Origin of the sequence: Halobacteriovorax sp. CON-3, assembly GCF_043196995.1 — a bacterium.
Taxonomy (GTDB): domain Bacteria; phylum Bdellovibrionota; class Bacteriovoracia; order Bacteriovoracales; family Bacteriovoracaceae; genus Halobacteriovorax_A.
In genome coordinates this window covers 769,464-787,095 of the sequence record NZ_JBEBNA010000001.1, presented here as the reverse complement: position 1 = coordinate 787,095, position 17,632 = coordinate 769,464, and the positions used below count along the sequence as shown (strand labels likewise).

The window sequence follows — 17,632 nt, the reverse complement described above, 5'->3', positions numbered from 1 at the left end:
AAAAAATTAATCCCGGAGTGGAAAATGAAAATATTAATCAAATTAATTCTAGTAGCAATGGCAATTCAGGCGTCATTTGCCTTAGAAGTTTCACCAAGAGATGTGCGTGCGCACGTAATTGAATCTTTTCGCCCTTTTCATGAGGCCCATATTGTTATTAATACAGAGCGAGAAGATATTATCATTTCTAAAGAAGTTATTTGCGAGAACTTCTTCTTTGAATGTTCTGATAAGTCAGAATACGAAGTCCTTGAAGGATTTGTTGAAGTGATCAATTCAATTCGCGATCGTGCTTATAAAGCTTGGTCAGATATGACAATTGATAAAAGATGCTTTGCTTCGAGATCTTTTCAAAAACAAAGCATCTTCAGTTGTATTAAGTAATTAGTTTAATCCAGGTATCCTCTGGCCATTTGATCTCTTTCAATGGCATCAAAGAGGGCCTGGAAGTTTCCTTCCCCAAATCCATTGTGATTCTTTCTTTGAATAAATTCAAAAAATAGCGGACCAACATATGTATCAGTGAAGTTCTGGATTAGGTATCCTTCTTCATCTCCATCAACTAGAAGTTGACGGTCTTCAAGCTCTTCTAGGCTTTCTGTAACATTAATCCCACGTCCTGAAATACCTTCGTAATACGAGTGAGGAATATCGAGAAATTTAATATCTCTTTCTCTTAAATCTTTTACTGTTGTTAGAATATCTCCACAAGTTAGAGCAATATGCTGAACACCTGCACCGTTGTGACGATCAAGGAATTCTTGAATTTGGTCCTTTCCACCGGCTTCTTTTGGCTCATTGATTGGAATAATAACTTCACCCTTTGGAAGCTGAACAACTTCTGAGTTAAGTCCTGTTTTTGAACCTTTAATATCGAAGTAACGAGTTACCTTGAATCCGTAAACACGGTCATAGAACTCAACCCATTTTTTCATTTCACCCTTAGGAACATTATTTGTTAGGTGGTCAATTCTTGCAACTCGTGAGCCTAGTGGACGTGCCTTTGGATCCTCATCAAGTTTTGTAAATTCTGGACGGAAGAATGAGCGAGGTCTTTCAATAAACTCATTGGCAACATCTCCAAAACCTTTGATACGAGCACTCTTATAAACACCGTGCTCATTTTCTGTGATAACAACTTCTTGTAGTGACTCTGCACCACGCTCCATTGCTGTCTTATATGCGTGTTCACAATCTTCTACTAAGAATGAAATTGTTGAAACACCTTCACCGTGGTCCTTGAAATAACTTTCTGCATGGCCACCTTTTTGTGCTGTTAGAAGAAATCTAACTTGCCCTTGAGTGAAAAGCTCTTTGCTTTCACTTTGCTTTTCATATGTCTTAGAAAAACCAAATGTATAGAATAATTCTTTCGTGGCCGTCTCTAATGAGTCACATGTGAATTCTAGGTGGTCAATGGCCAGAACCCCAAGTGGGTTCTCTGGAGAAATTTTTGAGTTCATAAAAACTTCCTTCTTTAAATTTTGCTGTTTGAATAGAGTATGGAAGATACTAACGATTTTTCCCAAATGGAGCAAGATGCATTATGATATGTGCATGAAGCATCGTTTATGGTTTTTCTTTTTTGCACTAAGTCTAGTGACTCATGCCGTTATCTTCTTTTCAAATATTCGAAAGGGTGAGCAGCAAATGAGGCGCGAGCGAATTGGTATTGATATTCAAATTAAGGCACACGCTATTAGTAAGAAAGATGAAGAAGAGATAAAAGAAAAGAAGCTTGAACAAAAGCCCAGCAAAAGTGTTCAGGCCAAAAAGAAGTCTGTTAAATCTGAGCAGCAACAGGTTGTGACAAATAATACCTTTGATAATCAAATCGTACACTTTGAAGCGCCGATTTATCCACGTTCTGCCAGAAGGTCTGCGATAGGAGGAAGTGTTACAATCTCTCTCGTGGTGGGTGTTGACGGTAAGGTTATCGATGCCAAGATCCTAAAGTCAGCTGATTATACAGCTTTTAATGAAGCAGTTCTAAGCGTTGCCAAACAGTGGCAATTCAAACCTCAAAAGAGACAAAATACGTATACTAAAAAAATTATGTTTACTATTGAGTAATGACGCTTTGGTTCGTCAAAAAACATAATAAAAATTCTATACTTGCACCTCAATTAAATTTAGAGGAATTATGAGTCAATATAGAATTCTCAATGGGAATGAGTTAATCATTCAAGGTGCTCTTGAAGCTGGTTTTAATCTTTACACTGGTTACCCAGGGTCACCGTTAGCAGATTATTTTAATATCTTATATAAGAAGAAAAAAGAATTTCACGATAAAGGCATCCGTGTTGTGATTGCTAACTCTGAGGCCAATGCTGCTGCGATGGCCAGCGGTGTAAAGCAAGCGGGACGTGATTGTATTGTGGCCATGAAGTCAATGGGGCTTCATGTAGCAAGTGACGCTCTATCTGTTGGTAACTTTGCTAATCCTGCACGTCCAAAGATTGTTGATGGAAAGGAAGTTTATCCGGCAACAGTTATTTGTGTTGGTGATGACCCTTGGTCAATGTCTACTTCAACGGCAGCAGACTCAAGGTATCTTTTTAAGCATCTTCATATGTCTTTTTTAGAACCATCAAATCCGAAAGAGTTAAAAGATTGGATTGCTAAAGCGAAAGAGATTTCATCAAAAACAAGTCTCTATCAGGGGCTGCTTTTAACTACTTTCTTAGCTGAAGGTGGGGGACGCGTTGAGTGTTTCGATGAAGCTCCAATTGAGGCCGGATTGATTGATATCGATCCTTCAACTTTTGATCTTCAAAAGAATGTTATGGTTCCACCAAATTCGCTTCTTGCTGATATTAGCATGATTAAAGAGCGTTTCCCTAAGCTACAAAGCGTTCTAAAAGAGATGGCCCTTGACCAAGTTTTTGGAAAACCGAACGCAGATATTGGATTTATCTCAAGTGGTGTTATTTTTGAAACACTTAAACAATGCTTAGAAGAAGGTGAGTATCTTGATCACTTCTCTTTATATAAAGTTGCCTCTTCATTCCCACTAGTTGATGACTTATTAGTCCCATACTTAAAAGGCCTAAAGAAACTTGTTGTGGTTGAAGAAAAGAGAGGCTTTCTTGAAGGAGAAATTCGCTCTCTTTGTCAGAAGCATGGCCTGACTCTTGATATTGTTGGTAAAGACTTTAAGGACTCTGAAGGCTTTCCTGCATTTGGTGGGCTTAGTTATGAGATCATCAGTGAAAAACTTGAAGCACTGAAAGACTATCTTGAAATTGGCCAATGTAAATCATTGGCATTCGAAGAAAGAAATTTCGGAGAGATTCTTCCAAAAAGACTTCCGACTTTTTGTCCAGGTTGTCCACACCGTGAGACTCTTTCTCTTTTAAAAGATCTTCGTCGTTGGCTTAAGGCCCAAGATATTGACCTTATCACTCACGGAGATGTTGGTTGCTATTCGCTTTCATTCTTACCTCCGTTTGGAGAGATGCATAACTTATCTGCAATGGGGCAAGGTGGTGCTCTTGGAGCTGGGATGGATCTTTTTACAAAGAATCCTTCTGTTGTTCTTATGGGAGACTCAACTTTCTTCCACTCTGGTTTAACAGATATTTCAAATTCAGTTCAAGCTGATCACGATATTACTTATATTCTTTTAGATAATGATAATACGGCCATGACAGGGCACCAGATGACTCCTGCTTCTCAAGTTAACGTAGAGGGAAGTAAGAGGCCAAAGCAAGATATGTTAAATATCGTTCAAAACCTTGGCGTTAAGGTTGCTAAGGAAGTCAATCCATCAGATCGCTACTTTTACCAAAACCTTATGCGCGAATTTGTTGTTCAAAAGGGTGTGAAGGTAATTATTTCTAATAAAGAATGTTCTCTTACTTACCAAGCAAAGGTAAGAGCAAAGGAGAGAACTCAGATAAAACAGAAAGGGTCTTTAACTGAGAAAACTTTCTATCAAATTAATACTTCTGCTTGTGAAGATTGCCGCGTTTGTATTGAAGAGACAGGTTGTCCTGGATTAACTCAAGTGATGGATGCTTACGGAACTAAGATGGCAATTGATCCTACTATTTGTGTGGCCGATAGTTATTGTACAAAAATGAAGGCCTGCCCTAGTTTTGAGAAAGTTGTCGTTAAGGGTTATCACCCGACAATGTATCGAGATAGTGATCTTTCTCACTTAACATACGATCTTAAAGAGTTTGAAACGAAGAAGACATTTGATGCCATTGCTAGTGGAGACACTTGGCGAATGGTTGTAACAGGTGTTGGTGGTTCAGGGATTACTACAATCTCTAAAATTATTGCGAATGCATGTGTTGAAATGGCCGGCCGTAATGATCTTGATTTTAAATTTATGGATCAAAAGGGCCTTGCTCAAAGAAATGGGAATGTAACTGGGCATATGTCAATTTGCCACAAAGATAAGTCAATGGGAGCGGTTACTCCACGTGGTGGATCTGATGTACTCTTAAGCCCTGACCTTTTAGATGGTATAGGGCAACTTGGATTTCTAAAGACTGAAAATGCTGTTGCCATTTTTGATGATTCATATCAAGTGCCTCTTTCAATTCTTCTTGATAAAGGGGAGAGTGAAGAGAGCTTAACAAGAGCAAAGCTTATTGAAAAAGTCAGAAGCAAGGGTGATGATCGAATTATTCTTGTGCCACTTAAGAAGTGGTGTGATCTCTTCTTTGGAAAGGCCGTTTATGCTTCAAGTATGATTCTTGGTTACGCATTCCAATTAGGCCTTGTTCCTTTTGGAGAAGACGATTTACTTGGTGCACTCAAAAAATCAATGAAACCTGCAGAGGTTGAAAATAATATTGCTTCGTTTAAGCTTGGGCGAGAAATGGCCTCGCTTGGTACTGAAGCCTTTGAAGCTAAGTATAAGAATCTTGTTATCAAAAGTAAGGACCCGCTTGATCTCGCAATCGAGTCTATTAAGGCTTCATTACTTCCATGGCATAATTCTAATTATATTATTAATAAGTTTAGAGAGCATCTTGATCAGGCCATCGTTGATATTAATTGGATGAGTCGTAAGGACTTAATTCAACTAATTCACGATCAGTATATATACAATCGTGGAAAAGAGACGACTGAGTTTATTTCAGGTGCCAGAGCTATTGGAACGATTGTTAACGAGGAGAATCGAGTTCTTGCGACACGAGTTCTTGCTAAGACTTTTATCGTAAAAGATGAAGTTATGGTTGCGCACTTAATGCTTTCACCATTTTTAAAACAAATGGAAGAAGGGATCTATAGCTTCCTTGGAAAGTCATATTCAAAAGAGAGAATTAACCGCCCATCATTTGATATTTTTGGAAAGAAGATAGAATTTGATATTTCACCAAAAGATTGGCAGTTAAAAATTATGAGACACTTTAGATTATTACGCTCATTTCTTCCAGCATGGCACGAGAAGGAAAGAGAGATTAGTGCTAAAGTTAGAAATTTTCTATTTAATGGCATCCAAAAAATTGAGGCAAGAAATAGTCAATACCACGCCCTCAAACTTCTCGATAATATTAAAGGTTACAGGGAAGTTCGCTACAATAATGCACAAAGAGTATTTAAAGAGTTGGAGATCAATTGAAGCAATCAGTTTCAGCAATATTTATCTGTGAGGACCAAGTCCTTATCATGAAGAGACAAAACTACCTAAGAGCTTTCCCTGGCTATTCTTCTTTTCCAGGGGGAAAAGTTGATGAAGAGGATGTTGTCAATGGTGGAGATGACTATCTTCTATTTGCTCTTAAAAGAGAAATTCAAGAAGAGCTTCATATAAATATTGATGAGCTATTAAAGTCTGAACATATTAGCGATGTGAAACAATATGCATTAGCAGTAACACCGGACTTTAATCCACATCGCTTTGAAAATTACTACTTCAAGGTCTTTGTTAAAGATAAGAAGGCCCTCGATGAAATAGCCTTTCACTTTGATGAAGGGGAGATTGCCAATGCAACGTGGATGAATTGCCACGAGGCATTTACTGAATATAAGAAAGGTCATCTTTTAGTTGTTCCTCCTATGATTACGATTTTAAAGGATCTTGATCGAGATATTAATTCTGTCGACTTCCTTGATGCTAATTTAAAATATGACGGAGAGAAGCAAGTTCCAATGATTGAGCCTTTATTTGGCCTACGTCAGTACATGCCTCTATCGCATACTTTTCCTCCAGCAAATCGTACAAATTGCTTTGTTATAGGAGATGATAACGGAAAGAAAATTGTTATTGATCCTTCTCCGAAGAATGAAAAAGAATTAGATAAACTTATCTATGGGCTAAAAGAACATCGCTTAAGTGAAATTTTTCTAACACATCACCATCCAGATCATCACGAATTTAGTCGTGAGTTGGCAAAAAAGTTAAGCCTGCCTTTTTCCATGTCTAAGGGAACTTATGAGCATCTCCTTGAAGACTTTGGACAGGACTACTTTGAAGGCCACGATGTAAAATTTTATAAAGACGGTGACATTATCACAACGTCATGTGGCCATGATGTGAAGCTTGTCACAACTGGTGGGCATGCTTTTGGCCAGAGCTCACTTCTTCGTGCTGACGGCTCATGGATGATTGTATCTGATCTTATTCAAACAATTGGAACAGTTACAATTAGTGGCCGAGGCTCAGATATGCGAGAATATTTTCAATCTCTAAATCATGTCATTAATCTTAATCCACAAGTTGTGATGCCTTCACATGGTATCTGCCTTGGGGGAACCAATAAGATTAAGCAAACTCTTGATCATCGAATTGAAAGAGAGAATCAAATCCGTGCTTGCTTGGAAGAAGGCAAGAGTCGTGAAGAGATCTTTCAATCAATATATCCTGATCTTCCTGATAGACTACACAAGTATGCTTATGCGACGATTGACTCTCACTTAAATAAATTGGAAGAGTTTGGGCCAGGACTTTGCTAAAAAGCAAATTTTATTGGCACAATTAATTGCACAGTTTTTGGTGAATAGTAATTTTACAATTGAAAATTATTCTTTGATATCAGCTAGTTAAAGTCGGTCTAAAAATTATCTTGCACCTAATTTATTAAAATTATTCACTCACACCCTTTCTCAAGTGAAAATGATAGAGGGGAGTGGTCAACTTTATTGTCGGTTAAGTAAAGAAATAAAACTTATTAACCGATAAATTAAGAAGATTAATCTATGTGAGGAAGAAATGAAAGTTGTTAAATCATCGATTATCCTATTATTCACGATTAACTCAAGCTTTGCTAATGGACAATCAGGTCTTATTAGTGGAGTGGCTGATCAAAGTGGTGACATGCTTGGCGCTGCGGTTGGTAATGCGGTTGTGAATGCAAGTGGGCAATTCAATGCTGTGGACCCTGTTCAACAAGTCCTTGTTCAACAAGTCTATAACATCGCTGAAACGAATAATGATTTTGAGAAGTCGATTCGTCTTAAGCGTCTACAGCTTAGAGAGCTTGAAGGTGGGGATGGAATTAGAAGTAAAGTTCCTCCGATGTTTTACAGTGCAAGCTTCCTTCAAACTGGTCTTATGAGTCGTATTGAAGATCCAATGGACGACTTTAGTTATGATAATCTAATCGAATTGAATTATGACGATGGTGACAAATCACTAAAGGGATTATCGAATTCTCCTTTCATTTTTAAGCAAAAAGTACAATATCCACATAGTTCTGCAGTGGCCGTTGGAGGCAATCCTTGGAATAATGCGACTGCTTTTCGCTTTGATGAAGCCTACAGGCCTTGTACTGGTGATGATTCAATTTCTGAGAATCGTCTAGGGACGAATGGTGAGTTCCTTGAGTCATTTATGTTTAAGCTTGATAGCCGTTTTAAAGGCTGTTCTGATGACTATTTAACAATAGATGAAGATCCATTTAGTATAACACCAAAAGTTGACCCTCAAAAATTCTGTAATTGCGCAAATAAGATAACTCATTCTGATGAACAAGAAGAAGAGCTAGGTCAGAAGGATGTTATTGATAACTTCTCTGATAAAATTTATGAAAAAGTTGTCGCTCACAGAGTCAAAGAATTTAAAGACTTCTTAGAGAGCGCAAGAGTTCGTTTTGATGAATTTGACAAGCACAGCTATGTGAATGACCCGTATAGTTGCTCTGGGCAGAATATTGAAAACCTAAGTAATAAGCTTAAGTCTTGTTTTGCAGGAAGGCTTGGTGATGCTATTGATAAGAAACTGGAACTTGATTCTTCGGATGATATGATTGGCCTACACTTTATGACAACGATTCCAGCTCTTGGTAACTCGTCTAGACAGTCTCGCGCTAAGAATCGCTTCGAGCAAATCTTTGAAGACATTGATAAAAATGTTAGTGGACAAAGACAGATGTTCACAACTGATGAAGAAAAGCTAAAAGAATTCGCAAATATTTTTATCTTAGAATATAGCCAGCATAAAAGAGGACCTTTAGGGTTTCCTCGTTCATATGTGGCACGCTTAAATAAGTATATCTATAGTGATCCTGTTATGTATGGAGCTTATCAAGATTTTAGAAAGCAGGAACTTGATGTAACGGATAAAACATTAAGAGCAAAGGCCAATTTAGAAAATAAAAGTTATGGTTGGGGAAGCTCTTTTGTCGATAATATGTATATCTCTCAAGTTCAGGAAGATATGCTAATGTTACAATTTGCAACATCAATTTCCAGTCAAACATTACCACGACTACTTGATGGTTCTTCAAAGGCATCTCTATCTGAAATCTCAAACGCTCTAAATGCTCTTGAAACGAAAAATGATCAAGGCGCTAAAGTGATGGGAGATATGTATAACGTAATTAGAAATCAGCACGAAGATGAATTAAGAGCAACATGTCGTCAAAAAATTGAGGCCCTTGAAAAGGATTGTAACAGTAGTCCTAAAGAGATTATGTCTTCTCTTTCTTTAGAAGAATTCGTTGCGATTAATGATACAAATAGTGAAGACGTTTCTTTGAATTCAAGAAAGTATTGTCTTGCCCTAGATATGGGTGTTACCAATGAGAATGCGGCCAAGCTTGCTAGCTCTGTTGTTTCGGACTCACAAAAAGTCTTAGAGCAAATTAAAGGCTCATATGATCCAACGACTGGCCTTGCGACTAATAAAGTAAAGAGTGACGACGATTCAAAATTAGATGGAGGCCTCGGAGGCTTTGTTGAAAGAGCTAATACTGCTGGTGATATTATTAATAATGGACAAGACTCAGGTGTCGCAAATGATGGAAGTTCAAGCGAGTATAATTTTGATGAAGCTGCGCAATTTCTTGAAAGCTACAATAGTTCAAACTCAGCTGTAGCTAATTCAAGCTTCACTAGCTCCAATGTCATCGATAGTAACTCGCTACAGTCGATGATTCAAAATCCGACGACTTCTGTAAAGTCCCTTGAAGATGTAAGATCAAGAGTTGAGGATGAGGCAGAGGCGATTGCTAAAGAGATCGAAGAGAATCAAAGCTCAACTGCAGTTTCAACTGATGAAGCAAGTCAGAGTGCTGAGCTTAAGGCCGAATTAGCTGCGCTGAAGGCACAAATTGCGGAGCTTAACTCTGCTATCACATCAAAGAACGAAAGTAGTGATCCTACGGATGATCCTGAAAGAGAAAAGAGAATTGCAGCACAAAGAAATAAAGTAATGTCTAATATTGCTGCCAACAGCGGTTTTGGTGGAGGACGTCGTGATACTTCGGCTTCAGGTTCTCCAAGAGCTGTTCAGCAGGCTTCAGGTGGTTCTAATATACCAACTAACTCAGGTGCAAGTGGTACAGGAAGTATTTCTTCTGCGGGTTCAGGAGTGAGTGGAATAAACCGTCTTGGGGCAACTGGTGGTCTTGGACTAACATCCGGTTCTTCGTCTTCACGTGCAAACTCTGGAGCTGTGGCAGGAGATAATATTGCAAAAAGTGATCAGCGATTAGTTGCTAAGGCCATTGCTGAAGGAAGTAATAGTGTTGTTCTGGCCGATGGTCGAGTTTACTATATCGGGCATGATGAAGATGGGAATGTTATCCTTTCAGAAACTGCAGAGGAGGTTCTAGCAAGTGTACCTGGGCCAGAACAAGAAGGTCCTCAATTGCCAACACCAAAGGCCGAAGATGGACCAAAGCGTGAAATTGCATCTGAAGGTGAAGAAACTAAAGCACCAGGTGAAGATAGTATTTACTCTAAATTCTTAGATGCTGCCGAAATTAACGAATAATCAAATTCACATTCTAAACAATAGAAAGGGCCAGCATATGCTGGCCTTTTTTTTATTTTTTTTTACTTTTTTATGAAAATAGAAACTGTTGAAACGACGACTATTATTGGCGTAGGAGTATTTTGTTGATTCTAAGATATTTATTTGATTTTGAACAAATGTACACGTGAATTCAGTGAGTTTGATCACTTGCTATCTAAAGTCTTAAAAAGCTATTTAGAAAATATATTTTTAGCGTCCATAATATATTGAAGAAAGGAAGGGGTACAATAAATTTTGGTCACTTAAGAGAATTCTTAATGCCACCGATAGACAAAATGGATCAGGTATCCGGGACGGAAATGAAATTAATTAAAATATTTATTACAACGACATTATTTACTCTACAAAGCACAGCTCAAGCTGTTGGCGTATTCGGTGCTGGTATTGGCACTGGCTCTGTCGCAGCACCTATTCATCAAAACCTACTCATGTTAAGTCAAGTCGATACAGTAGTGGCCGATGCAGGTACTTTTCTTCTTGAACAAGTTGATCAAAACGAAGATACGTTTAATGAAATTAGAAAAAATCGTATTCTTGGAACAAGTGATCCATTTGTCGATATGGAAAAGACCTTAGCAAAGGCTGGTTGTGTTGGAGATCGTAAGAGCTCCTCTCCGGCAGATACTCAAATTGACCAAGTGACACAAATGGAAATCAGTATGTCGAGATATGGTAATGCATGTCGAGATACTCTCTACAGTGTTGACCTTAATGAAGGTGCTAAAGAGAAAATTGAAGTTAAGCAATACTGTGAATGCGTAAGTAATGTGACAACTTCTGTTACCCAGGAGCAGTCATTAATACCTAATTCAGATGAAGCTTATAAGAATAAGTTTCATTCTGCTATCGTTGCGAGTCGAGTTTACAATCTACTAGATCTCATTAGAGACAATGCCGGCAGACTTGAGCGCTACCGTCATAAGTTATCTATTAGAGATAAAAACTTTGATCGATTCACATGTACAAAGAGTGATATTGATAAAATTAGTCAAAAGATTGAGTCTTGTTTTGGCCCACAGGTTAGAGATGCTATTGATAAGAAGATTGGCTATAATTTAGATAACCTCTTGAAGACAAATGCTGAAGGAGAAGCTAAGAAGCGCCTTAACCAGTTGTTTACGAGGTCTAATACTGATATCGATGAATACTTCGATGAAAAAATTGCAGCAGAAAATGTGGCCCTTGATGGAAAGGGTGGTAGTAAGAGAAATCAATTCATTGATCTCTTTATCGTTCGTTTCAATGAACAAAGAATTGGTGGAGAAGGATATTCTAAGTATTACAAAGATGACCTCAAGGCCTACGTTTATAATAATAAAATTTTTAGTCGTGAGTTTTATAGCTTTAGAGAAAGAGAGATTGCAAAGACAGATAAACTAAGTCGATCACTTTACTATCAAACAAATGGGAAAGAAGGTCGTCTTGATTATGCCGATCAGATTTTTACTGCTGAGGAAGAGGATCAATTCCTAATTCAATACGTATCATTCTTTGGATCAAAATTTATGAAGTCAATGGTTCGTGATGCTGATGACTTTGAGCAAGTAACGAAGGCATTAAAAGAAATTAAAAATGAGGGTGTTGATACTAAGAATTTTATTTTTGATTCCCTAATGAATCACTTAACTGATTTGAAAGAAGAAGTCATTAGTGAGTGTGAGAGTCGAATTGAAGAATTAGAATATACTTGTAACCCTTCAAATTTTGATGATGTAATGAAAAGTGTTTCTGCCGTTGAGTTTACTGAGGCGAATGAGTTATTTGGTGGTAACAATATTGAAACGGCTAACTTCTACTGTTCCGCTGTTGATAAGGGAGAAATTTCTCAAACTGTAGCAAGTGGTTATGGAAATTTTACTTCGACTTATGATCCAGCATTAGTTTTTGATGAAGTACGTGGAAGTCACGGACAGCAAATTGCTTCAATTAGAGAGTCTTATGAAAAAGGAGGACTCGCAAATGCTTTTAATAATGGTGCTAAGGCAAGTTCTGGTATTGATAATGTAGCAAGAGATTCAGTGGATGATGGAGCTTTTTCAAAAACGGCCGAGTACTTAAATAAGAAGTATACAAATACTCAAGGTGCTGGGATTAATCCAGAGTCGCAAATGACAACAATGGGACAGGCCCAAGTTGCACAGGTACAAACGAATACAATTTCTTCAGCTACAGATACAAAACATGAAAGAGTAGAAAGAGAAATCGAAAATCAAGTTGAGAAAATTGAAAATCAACTTGCTACTAATGTTAACGATGACACTGAAGCACAAGAGCTTAGAAAGCAACTACGAGAACTTAAAGAACAATTAGCTAATGTCGCAAAAAATGCACTTGCTGTTAATGAAGAAAGTTCAAAGAAAAGAGAAAGATCCCCTGCAAGTGAGCAGGTCTTTAACGACGATGCTTCGTATAATGGAGTCCATGCTTCAGGTTATGCAGGGCCAGCAAGTTCTCATTCTCAGGTTAGGGCGCAAGCTTCTGCTGGTGCGAGTGGTGGCCGTGGAGGTGGTGGTACAAGTATTGGGGCCTCTGCTTCTACAGGCATGGCCGCGGCTGCAAGTGCTCTTGGTCCACAAGAGATGGCATCTGGGCTAAGCTTATCAAATAGTGCAAGATCTGATGTCCTATCTGTTTCAGATAATCGTATTGGCAAACAAGATCGAAAACTTGTTGCAGATGCTATTTCAAAAGGAAGCAACCGTGTCGTTCTAGCTGACGGACAAACATATTTCATCGGTCACGACGATAATGGTAATGTCATTCTATCTCAGTCAAAGGATGCACTATATGAAGTTGCGATGCTACCTGAATTAGAAGGGCCACAATTAGAGTTTGATCAAATTAAAAAGCTAGATAACGCAGGTCGTTCTATAGCTTCTGAGCCTTCAGAAGTAAGTTCGGAGGAAAGTATCTACTCAAAATTTCTCAATGCAGCAGAAATATCAGAATAATTTCTTAGAATAAACCGATGCGAGGCGCGTTATAACGTGCCTTGCCTTGTCAAAATCCCTGATAAATAGATAAAATTGCTCAGTTTTATTACATAAGTTTGAGGCAATTTCTATGACAATTTCAGGGACGCTACCTATCGTTTCTAAAGTTGATCGCTCTAGTGACGACTTTAGAGAAAATTTCAATTTTCATTTTTCAAATGTAGAAGAATTAAGAAACAAAGTTAAACATGCTCATATGGGTGGAGGGGAGAAGTCTGTTTCTCGTCACCATTCTCGTGGAAAGCTACTTCCACGTGAGCGTATTGATAAGATCCTCGATGCAGGATCTCCATTTATTGAATTATCTTCATTAGCTGCTAATGGTATGTACGGCATGGATATTCCAAGCGCTGGTATCGTAACAGGTATCGGTAAAGTACACGGTGTATGGTGTATGTTTGTTGCAAACGACGCCACTGTTAAGGGTGGAACTTACTTTCCTATGACTGTTAAGAAGCACCTAAGAGCGCAAGAAGTGGCACGAGAAAATCGTCTACCTTGTATTTATCTTGTTGATTCTGGTGGGGCCTTCTTACCAATGCAAGATGAAGTATTCCCAGACAAAGAACACTTTGGAAGAATCTTTTTTAATCAGGCACAAATGTCTGCTCAAGGGATTCCACAAATTGCTGTTGTTCTTGGTTCATGTACTGCTGGGGGAGCGTATGTTCCTGCCATGGCCGATGAATCAATTATCGTAAAAGATAATGGAACGATCTTCTTAGGTGGACCTCCGTTAGTAAAAGCGGCTACGGGTGAAGAGGTTGATGCCCAAACTCTAGGTGGAGCAAAAGTTCACACGAGTGAGTCTGGTGTAGCTGATCACTTTGCAGAAGATGAAGAGGATGCGCTAGCGATTACGAGATCAATCGTTGAAAATACAAACTTCGTGCAAAACGAGGACGACTTTAACTTTGAAATGCCAAAGTATGACGCTGAAGATATCTACGGTATCCTTCCTCGTGACACTAAGAAGCCATTTGATATTCGTGAGATCATCGCTTGCCTTGTGGATGGTTCACGCTTTCATGAATTTAAAGAAAAGTATGGGCCAACTCTGGTTTGTGGATTTGCAAAGATTTGTGGTGAGAGAGTAGGAATTGTTGCCAACAACGGAATTCTATTTTCTGAATCTGCAATTAAAGGTTCTCACTTTATTCAGTTATGTGGTCAAAGAAATATTCCATTAGTTTTCCTTCAAAATATTACAGGATTCATGGTTGGTTCAAAATATGAAGCGGAAGGGATTGCAAAGCATGGTGCTAAAATGGTTACGGCCGTTTCAACTGTAAATGTTCCTAAATTTACTATTGTGATTGGTGGATCATTTGGTGCAGGAAACTACGGTATGTGTGGACGTGCTTATTCACCACGTTTCTTATGGATGTGGCCAAATGCTCGTATCTCAGTAATGGGTGGAGAACAGGCCGCTGGAGTACTTGCAACTGTTCGCCAAGATGGGCTTAAGGCCAAAGGTGAAAAGCCAATGAGTACAGAGGAAGAGGCAAAGTTTAAGCAGCCGATCCTAGATAAGTACGAAAATGAAGGAAGTGCATATTACTCAACAGCTAGACTGTGGGATGATGGTGTAATCGAGCCACACAAGACTCGTGACATCTTAGGAGCAGCTCTAAAAGCAAGTAAGCAAGCACCAATTGAAGAAACTAAGTTTGGTGTCTTTAGAATGTAGGAAATAAGAAAGGATTTTTTATGACAGGATTTACAAAAGAAATAAGAACAGGTGAAGAGAGTGGGATTTGCTTTATTACACTTAATCGCCCTGAAGTACATAATGCGTTCAATGATGAAATGATTGCAGCTCTAACGGAAGAATTCTTAGCACTTGAAAACGATGATAGCGTACGCGTTGTGATTCTCACTGGTGCTGGAAAATCATTCTGCGCAGGAGCAGATCTTAATTGGATGAAGAAAATGAAAGATTACTCGATGGAGGAGAATATTGCTGACTCGAAAAAGTTAGCAGGACTATTCCATGCAATTAATAATCTTTCTAAGCCAGTGATAGGTCGAGTAAACGGAGCTGCCCTTGGTGGTGGTGTTGGACTTGTTGCTTGTTGTGACTTTGTTATTGCAAGTGAAAGTGCCAAATTTGGATTAACAGAAGTTAATTTAGGTCTAGTACCAGCTGTTATCTCTCCATTTGTTATGGCAAAGATTGGAGAGTCAAATGCTCGCCACTTATTCCTGACAGGGGAAAGATTTGATGGAAAACGTGCTCTAGAGATTGGCCTAATTCATAAAGTATCACTTGATCGCTACTACGATGCAGATATCGTTAGTATGGCAAAAGAATTAATCAAGGTAGCACCAAATGCACAAAGAGTTGCAAAGAAGCTTATCTTTGGTGTGAAAGAGCGTCTTGGAAATGATGAAGAGATGATGAATTACACTTGTGAAGTTATTGCTAAGCAGAGAATTTCTGATGAAGGTCAGGAAGGAATGACTGCACTACTTGATAAAAGAAAACCAAACTGGAAATAATATTTATGAAGAAGATTGAAAAAGTATTAATCGCCAACCGCGCCGAGATTGCACTAAGAGTTATTAAAACTTGTCGTAACCTTGGTATGAAAACTGTAACTCTTTACACTTTTGAAGAAAGAAATCTTCCTCAAAGAGAGTTCGCTGATGAGTCTTATTACCTAGAAGGGAAACTTCTTAGTGAAACTTATCTTAATATGGATAAGATTATTCAGATCGCTAAAGAGAGTGGTTGTGATGCAATTCACCCAGGTTATGGATTCCTTTCGGAAAATGCTACTTTTTCTCAAAAAGTAACAGACGCAGGCCTTATCTTTATTGGCCCAACTCCAGAACATATTGTTTTAATGGGTGATAAGAAGGGATCAAAAGACAAGATGATCGAAATTGGTGTCCCTGTTATTCCTGGGTATAATGGTGAAAATCAAGAACCAGAACTTCTAAAGTCTGAAGCTGATAAGATGGGGTACCCTGTTCTTGTTAAAGCATCTGCCGGTGGAGGTGGTAAAGGAATGAGAGTTGTTAACGACTCAAAAGATTTCCTTGCTGAACTTGAAAGTTGTAAGCGTGAAGCCTTAAGCTCTTTTGGCTCTGATATTGTACTTATTGAAAAATTTATAACAAGCCCTCGCCACATTGAAATTCAGGTGATGAGTGATACTCATGGAAACCACTTTCACTTCTTTGAAAGAGAGTGCTCTATCCAAAGACGTCACCAGAAAATTATTGAAGAAACACCTTCAATGGCATTGAGTGATGAATTAAGAAAGCGCATGACTGATGCTGCTGTAAAGATCACTACTGCAATTGATTATCATGGTGCTGGTACTGTTGAGTTAATTCTTGATGGAGAGGATTTCTACTTTTTAGAAATGAATACGAGGCTACAAGTAGAGCACCCTGTAACAGAGATGGTTACAGGTTATGATCTTGTCGAACTACAGCTTATGGCCGCCAGTGGTGAGAAATTTGATTTTACTCAAGATGATATTAAGCAAGTAGGACATGCTATTGAATGTCGTATTTATGCTGAAGATCCTGATAATGACTTTATGCCAGCAATTGGCCGTCTTGAGTATATTGGAGACGCTATTGATGGCGTACGTCTCGATACTGGTTATAAGAACGGAAACTCAATCACTGTTAACTTTGACCCTATGATTGCAAAGGTAATCACTTGGGGAGCTGAAAGAAACGAAGCTGTTGGAACTATGATTGCAGGCCTTAACCACCTTCCATTTGAAGGTCTAACGACTAATAATGATTACCTTGTAAGAATCTTAAAACATGAAGCATTCTTAGCAGGAAATACATATACTCACTTTGTAAAAACATATGAAGCGGATCTCGCTCCTGCAGAAGTCTATGCTGAGGAAATCGCTGCGGCACTTGCTCATGACTTCTTAAAGGATGATATTCTTTTTGATTCATTTAGAATGAGTGGAGATGCTGGAGAAAAGAGAGTCTATGAATTTGGTGAAAATACTTTTGAAGCATTCTTTAAGTTCTCTGGAGTAAGTACTTTAGTTGTTCGTTTTGAAGGCTTTACAAGTGCTGTTGATATTGAAGAGGATGCTCTTTGGATTAATGAAGTGCCATTTCATATTTTAACTCAAAAAGACGCCTATATTGTAAATAGTAAGCGTGTTGAAATTAAAAGAAGTGTTGCAAAACGTTCTGGGGCCGCAACTGGTGAGGCCCATGAAATGAGCTCTCCGATGCCTGGAAAGATCCTGAAGGTTCTTGTTGAGGCCGGTCAAGAAGTAAAGATTGGTGACGCTCTTGTTGTTATGGAGGCCATGAAAATGGAACATACAGTTAAGGCATCTCGTGATGGAAAGATTGATGCTATACTTGTTCAAGAAGGCCAAACTATTGATGGTGGAGTTGACCTCGTAGAATTAAACTAACTCGGATT

General features: G+C 38.5%; 10 protein-coding genes. 9 read left to right on the top strand and 1 reads right to left on the bottom strand.

The annotated features are described in order from the left end of the window. Positions 1 to 24: 24 nt before the first annotated feature. Entirely contained in the window at positions 25 to 384 is a 360-nt protein-coding gene (locus ABMA72_RS03580; RefSeq protein ID WP_392856156.1) for a hypothetical protein, read from the top strand. A 5-nt stretch (positions 385 to 389) separates the two neighbouring features. Here the strand turns inward: ABMA72_RS03580 and hppD are convergent, their stop codons facing one another. Further along, positions 390 to 1,463 carry a 4-hydroxyphenylpyruvate dioxygenase gene (gene hppD / locus ABMA72_RS03575; RefSeq protein WP_392856154.1) on the bottom strand — a complete coding sequence of 358 codons (1,074 nt, stop codon included), beginning with the start codon at positions 1,461 to 1,463 and terminating at the stop codon, positions 390 to 392. Between the two features lie 94 nt (positions 1,464 to 1,557). Between hppD and ABMA72_RS03570 the strand changes: the two genes are divergently transcribed. The 8 genes from ABMA72_RS03570 (at position 1,558) to ABMA72_RS03535 (ending at position 17,624) form a co-directional block, all read left to right on the top strand. After that, positions 1,558 to 2,073 carry an energy transducer TonB gene (locus ABMA72_RS03570; protein WP_393056102.1) on the top strand — a complete coding sequence of 172 codons (516 nt, stop codon included), beginning with the start codon at positions 1,558 to 1,560 and terminating at the stop codon, positions 2,071 to 2,073. A gap of 70 nt (positions 2,074 to 2,143) precedes the next feature. Beyond that, entirely contained in the window at positions 2,144 to 5,581 is a 3,438-nt protein-coding gene (locus tag ABMA72_RS03565) for a thiamine pyrophosphate-dependent enzyme (RefSeq protein ID WP_393056100.1), read from the top strand. Beyond that, positions 5,578 to 6,915: an MBL fold metallo-hydrolase gene (locus ABMA72_RS03560; protein WP_393056098.1), complete on the top strand. Its 1,338-nt coding sequence runs from the start codon at positions 5,578 to 5,580 to the stop codon at positions 6,913 to 6,915. The genes ABMA72_RS03565 and ABMA72_RS03560 overlap by 4 nt, the downstream gene beginning before the upstream one ends. A gap of 256 nt (positions 6,916 to 7,171) precedes the next feature. Continuing rightward, positions 7,172 to 10,177 carry a coiled-coil domain-containing protein gene (locus tag ABMA72_RS03555; RefSeq protein WP_393056096.1) on the top strand — a complete coding sequence of 1,002 codons (3,006 nt, stop codon included), beginning with the start codon at positions 7,172 to 7,174 and terminating at the stop codon, positions 10,175 to 10,177. A gap of 341 nt (positions 10,178 to 10,518) precedes the next feature. Further along, entirely contained in the window at positions 10,519 to 13,170 is a 2,652-nt protein-coding gene (locus ABMA72_RS03550; RefSeq protein ID WP_393056094.1) for a hypothetical protein, read from the top strand. A 112-nt stretch (positions 13,171 to 13,282) separates the two neighbouring features. Next, entirely contained in the window at positions 13,283 to 14,902 is a 1,620-nt protein-coding gene (locus ABMA72_RS03545; RefSeq protein ID WP_392856140.1) for a carboxyl transferase domain-containing protein, read from the top strand. A gap of 20 nt (positions 14,903 to 14,922) precedes the next feature. Then, a complete protein-coding gene (locus ABMA72_RS03540; RefSeq protein WP_392856137.1) occupies positions 14,923 to 15,714 on the top strand; it encodes an enoyl-CoA hydratase-related protein in 792 nt (263 codons plus the stop codon). A 5-nt stretch (positions 15,715 to 15,719) separates the two neighbouring features. After that, positions 15,720 to 17,624 (top strand): acetyl/propionyl/methylcrotonyl-CoA carboxylase subunit alpha, encoded by a 1,905-nt coding sequence (locus ABMA72_RS03535; protein ID WP_392856134.1) that lies wholly within the window; start codon positions 15,720 to 15,722, stop codon positions 17,622 to 17,624. Positions 17,625 to 17,632 lie beyond the last annotated feature (8 nt).

What these genes read in the sequence shown, in the direction of transcription:
- ABMA72_RS03580 (WP_392856156.1), top strand. Translation starts at nt 25, where the DNA reads ATGAAAATATTAATCAAATTAATTCTAGTAGCAATGGCAATTCAGGCG.
- hppD (WP_392856154.1), bottom strand. Translation starts at nt 1,463, where the DNA reads ATGAACTCAAAAATTTCTCCAGAGAACCCACTTGGGGTTCTGGCCATT.
- ABMA72_RS03570 (WP_393056102.1), top strand. Translation starts at nt 1,558, where the DNA reads ATGAAGCATCGTTTATGGTTTTTCTTTTTTGCACTAAGTCTAGTGACT.
- ABMA72_RS03565 (WP_393056100.1), top strand. Translation starts at nt 2,144, where the DNA reads ATGAGTCAATATAGAATTCTCAATGGGAATGAGTTAATCATTCAAGGT.
- ABMA72_RS03555 (WP_393056096.1), top strand. Translation starts at nt 7,172, where the DNA reads ATGAAAGTTGTTAAATCATCGATTATCCTATTATTCACGATTAACTCA.
- ABMA72_RS03550 (WP_393056094.1), top strand. Translation starts at nt 10,519, where the DNA reads ATGAAATTAATTAAAATATTTATTACAACGACATTATTTACTCTACAA.
- ABMA72_RS03545 (WP_392856140.1), top strand. Translation starts at nt 13,283, where the DNA reads ATGACAATTTCAGGGACGCTACCTATCGTTTCTAAAGTTGATCGCTCT.
- ABMA72_RS03540 (WP_392856137.1), top strand. Translation starts at nt 14,923, where the DNA reads ATGACAGGATTTACAAAAGAAATAAGAACAGGTGAAGAGAGTGGGATT.
- ABMA72_RS03535 (WP_392856134.1), top strand. Translation starts at nt 15,720, where the DNA reads ATGAAGAAGATTGAAAAAGTATTAATCGCCAACCGCGCCGAGATTGCA.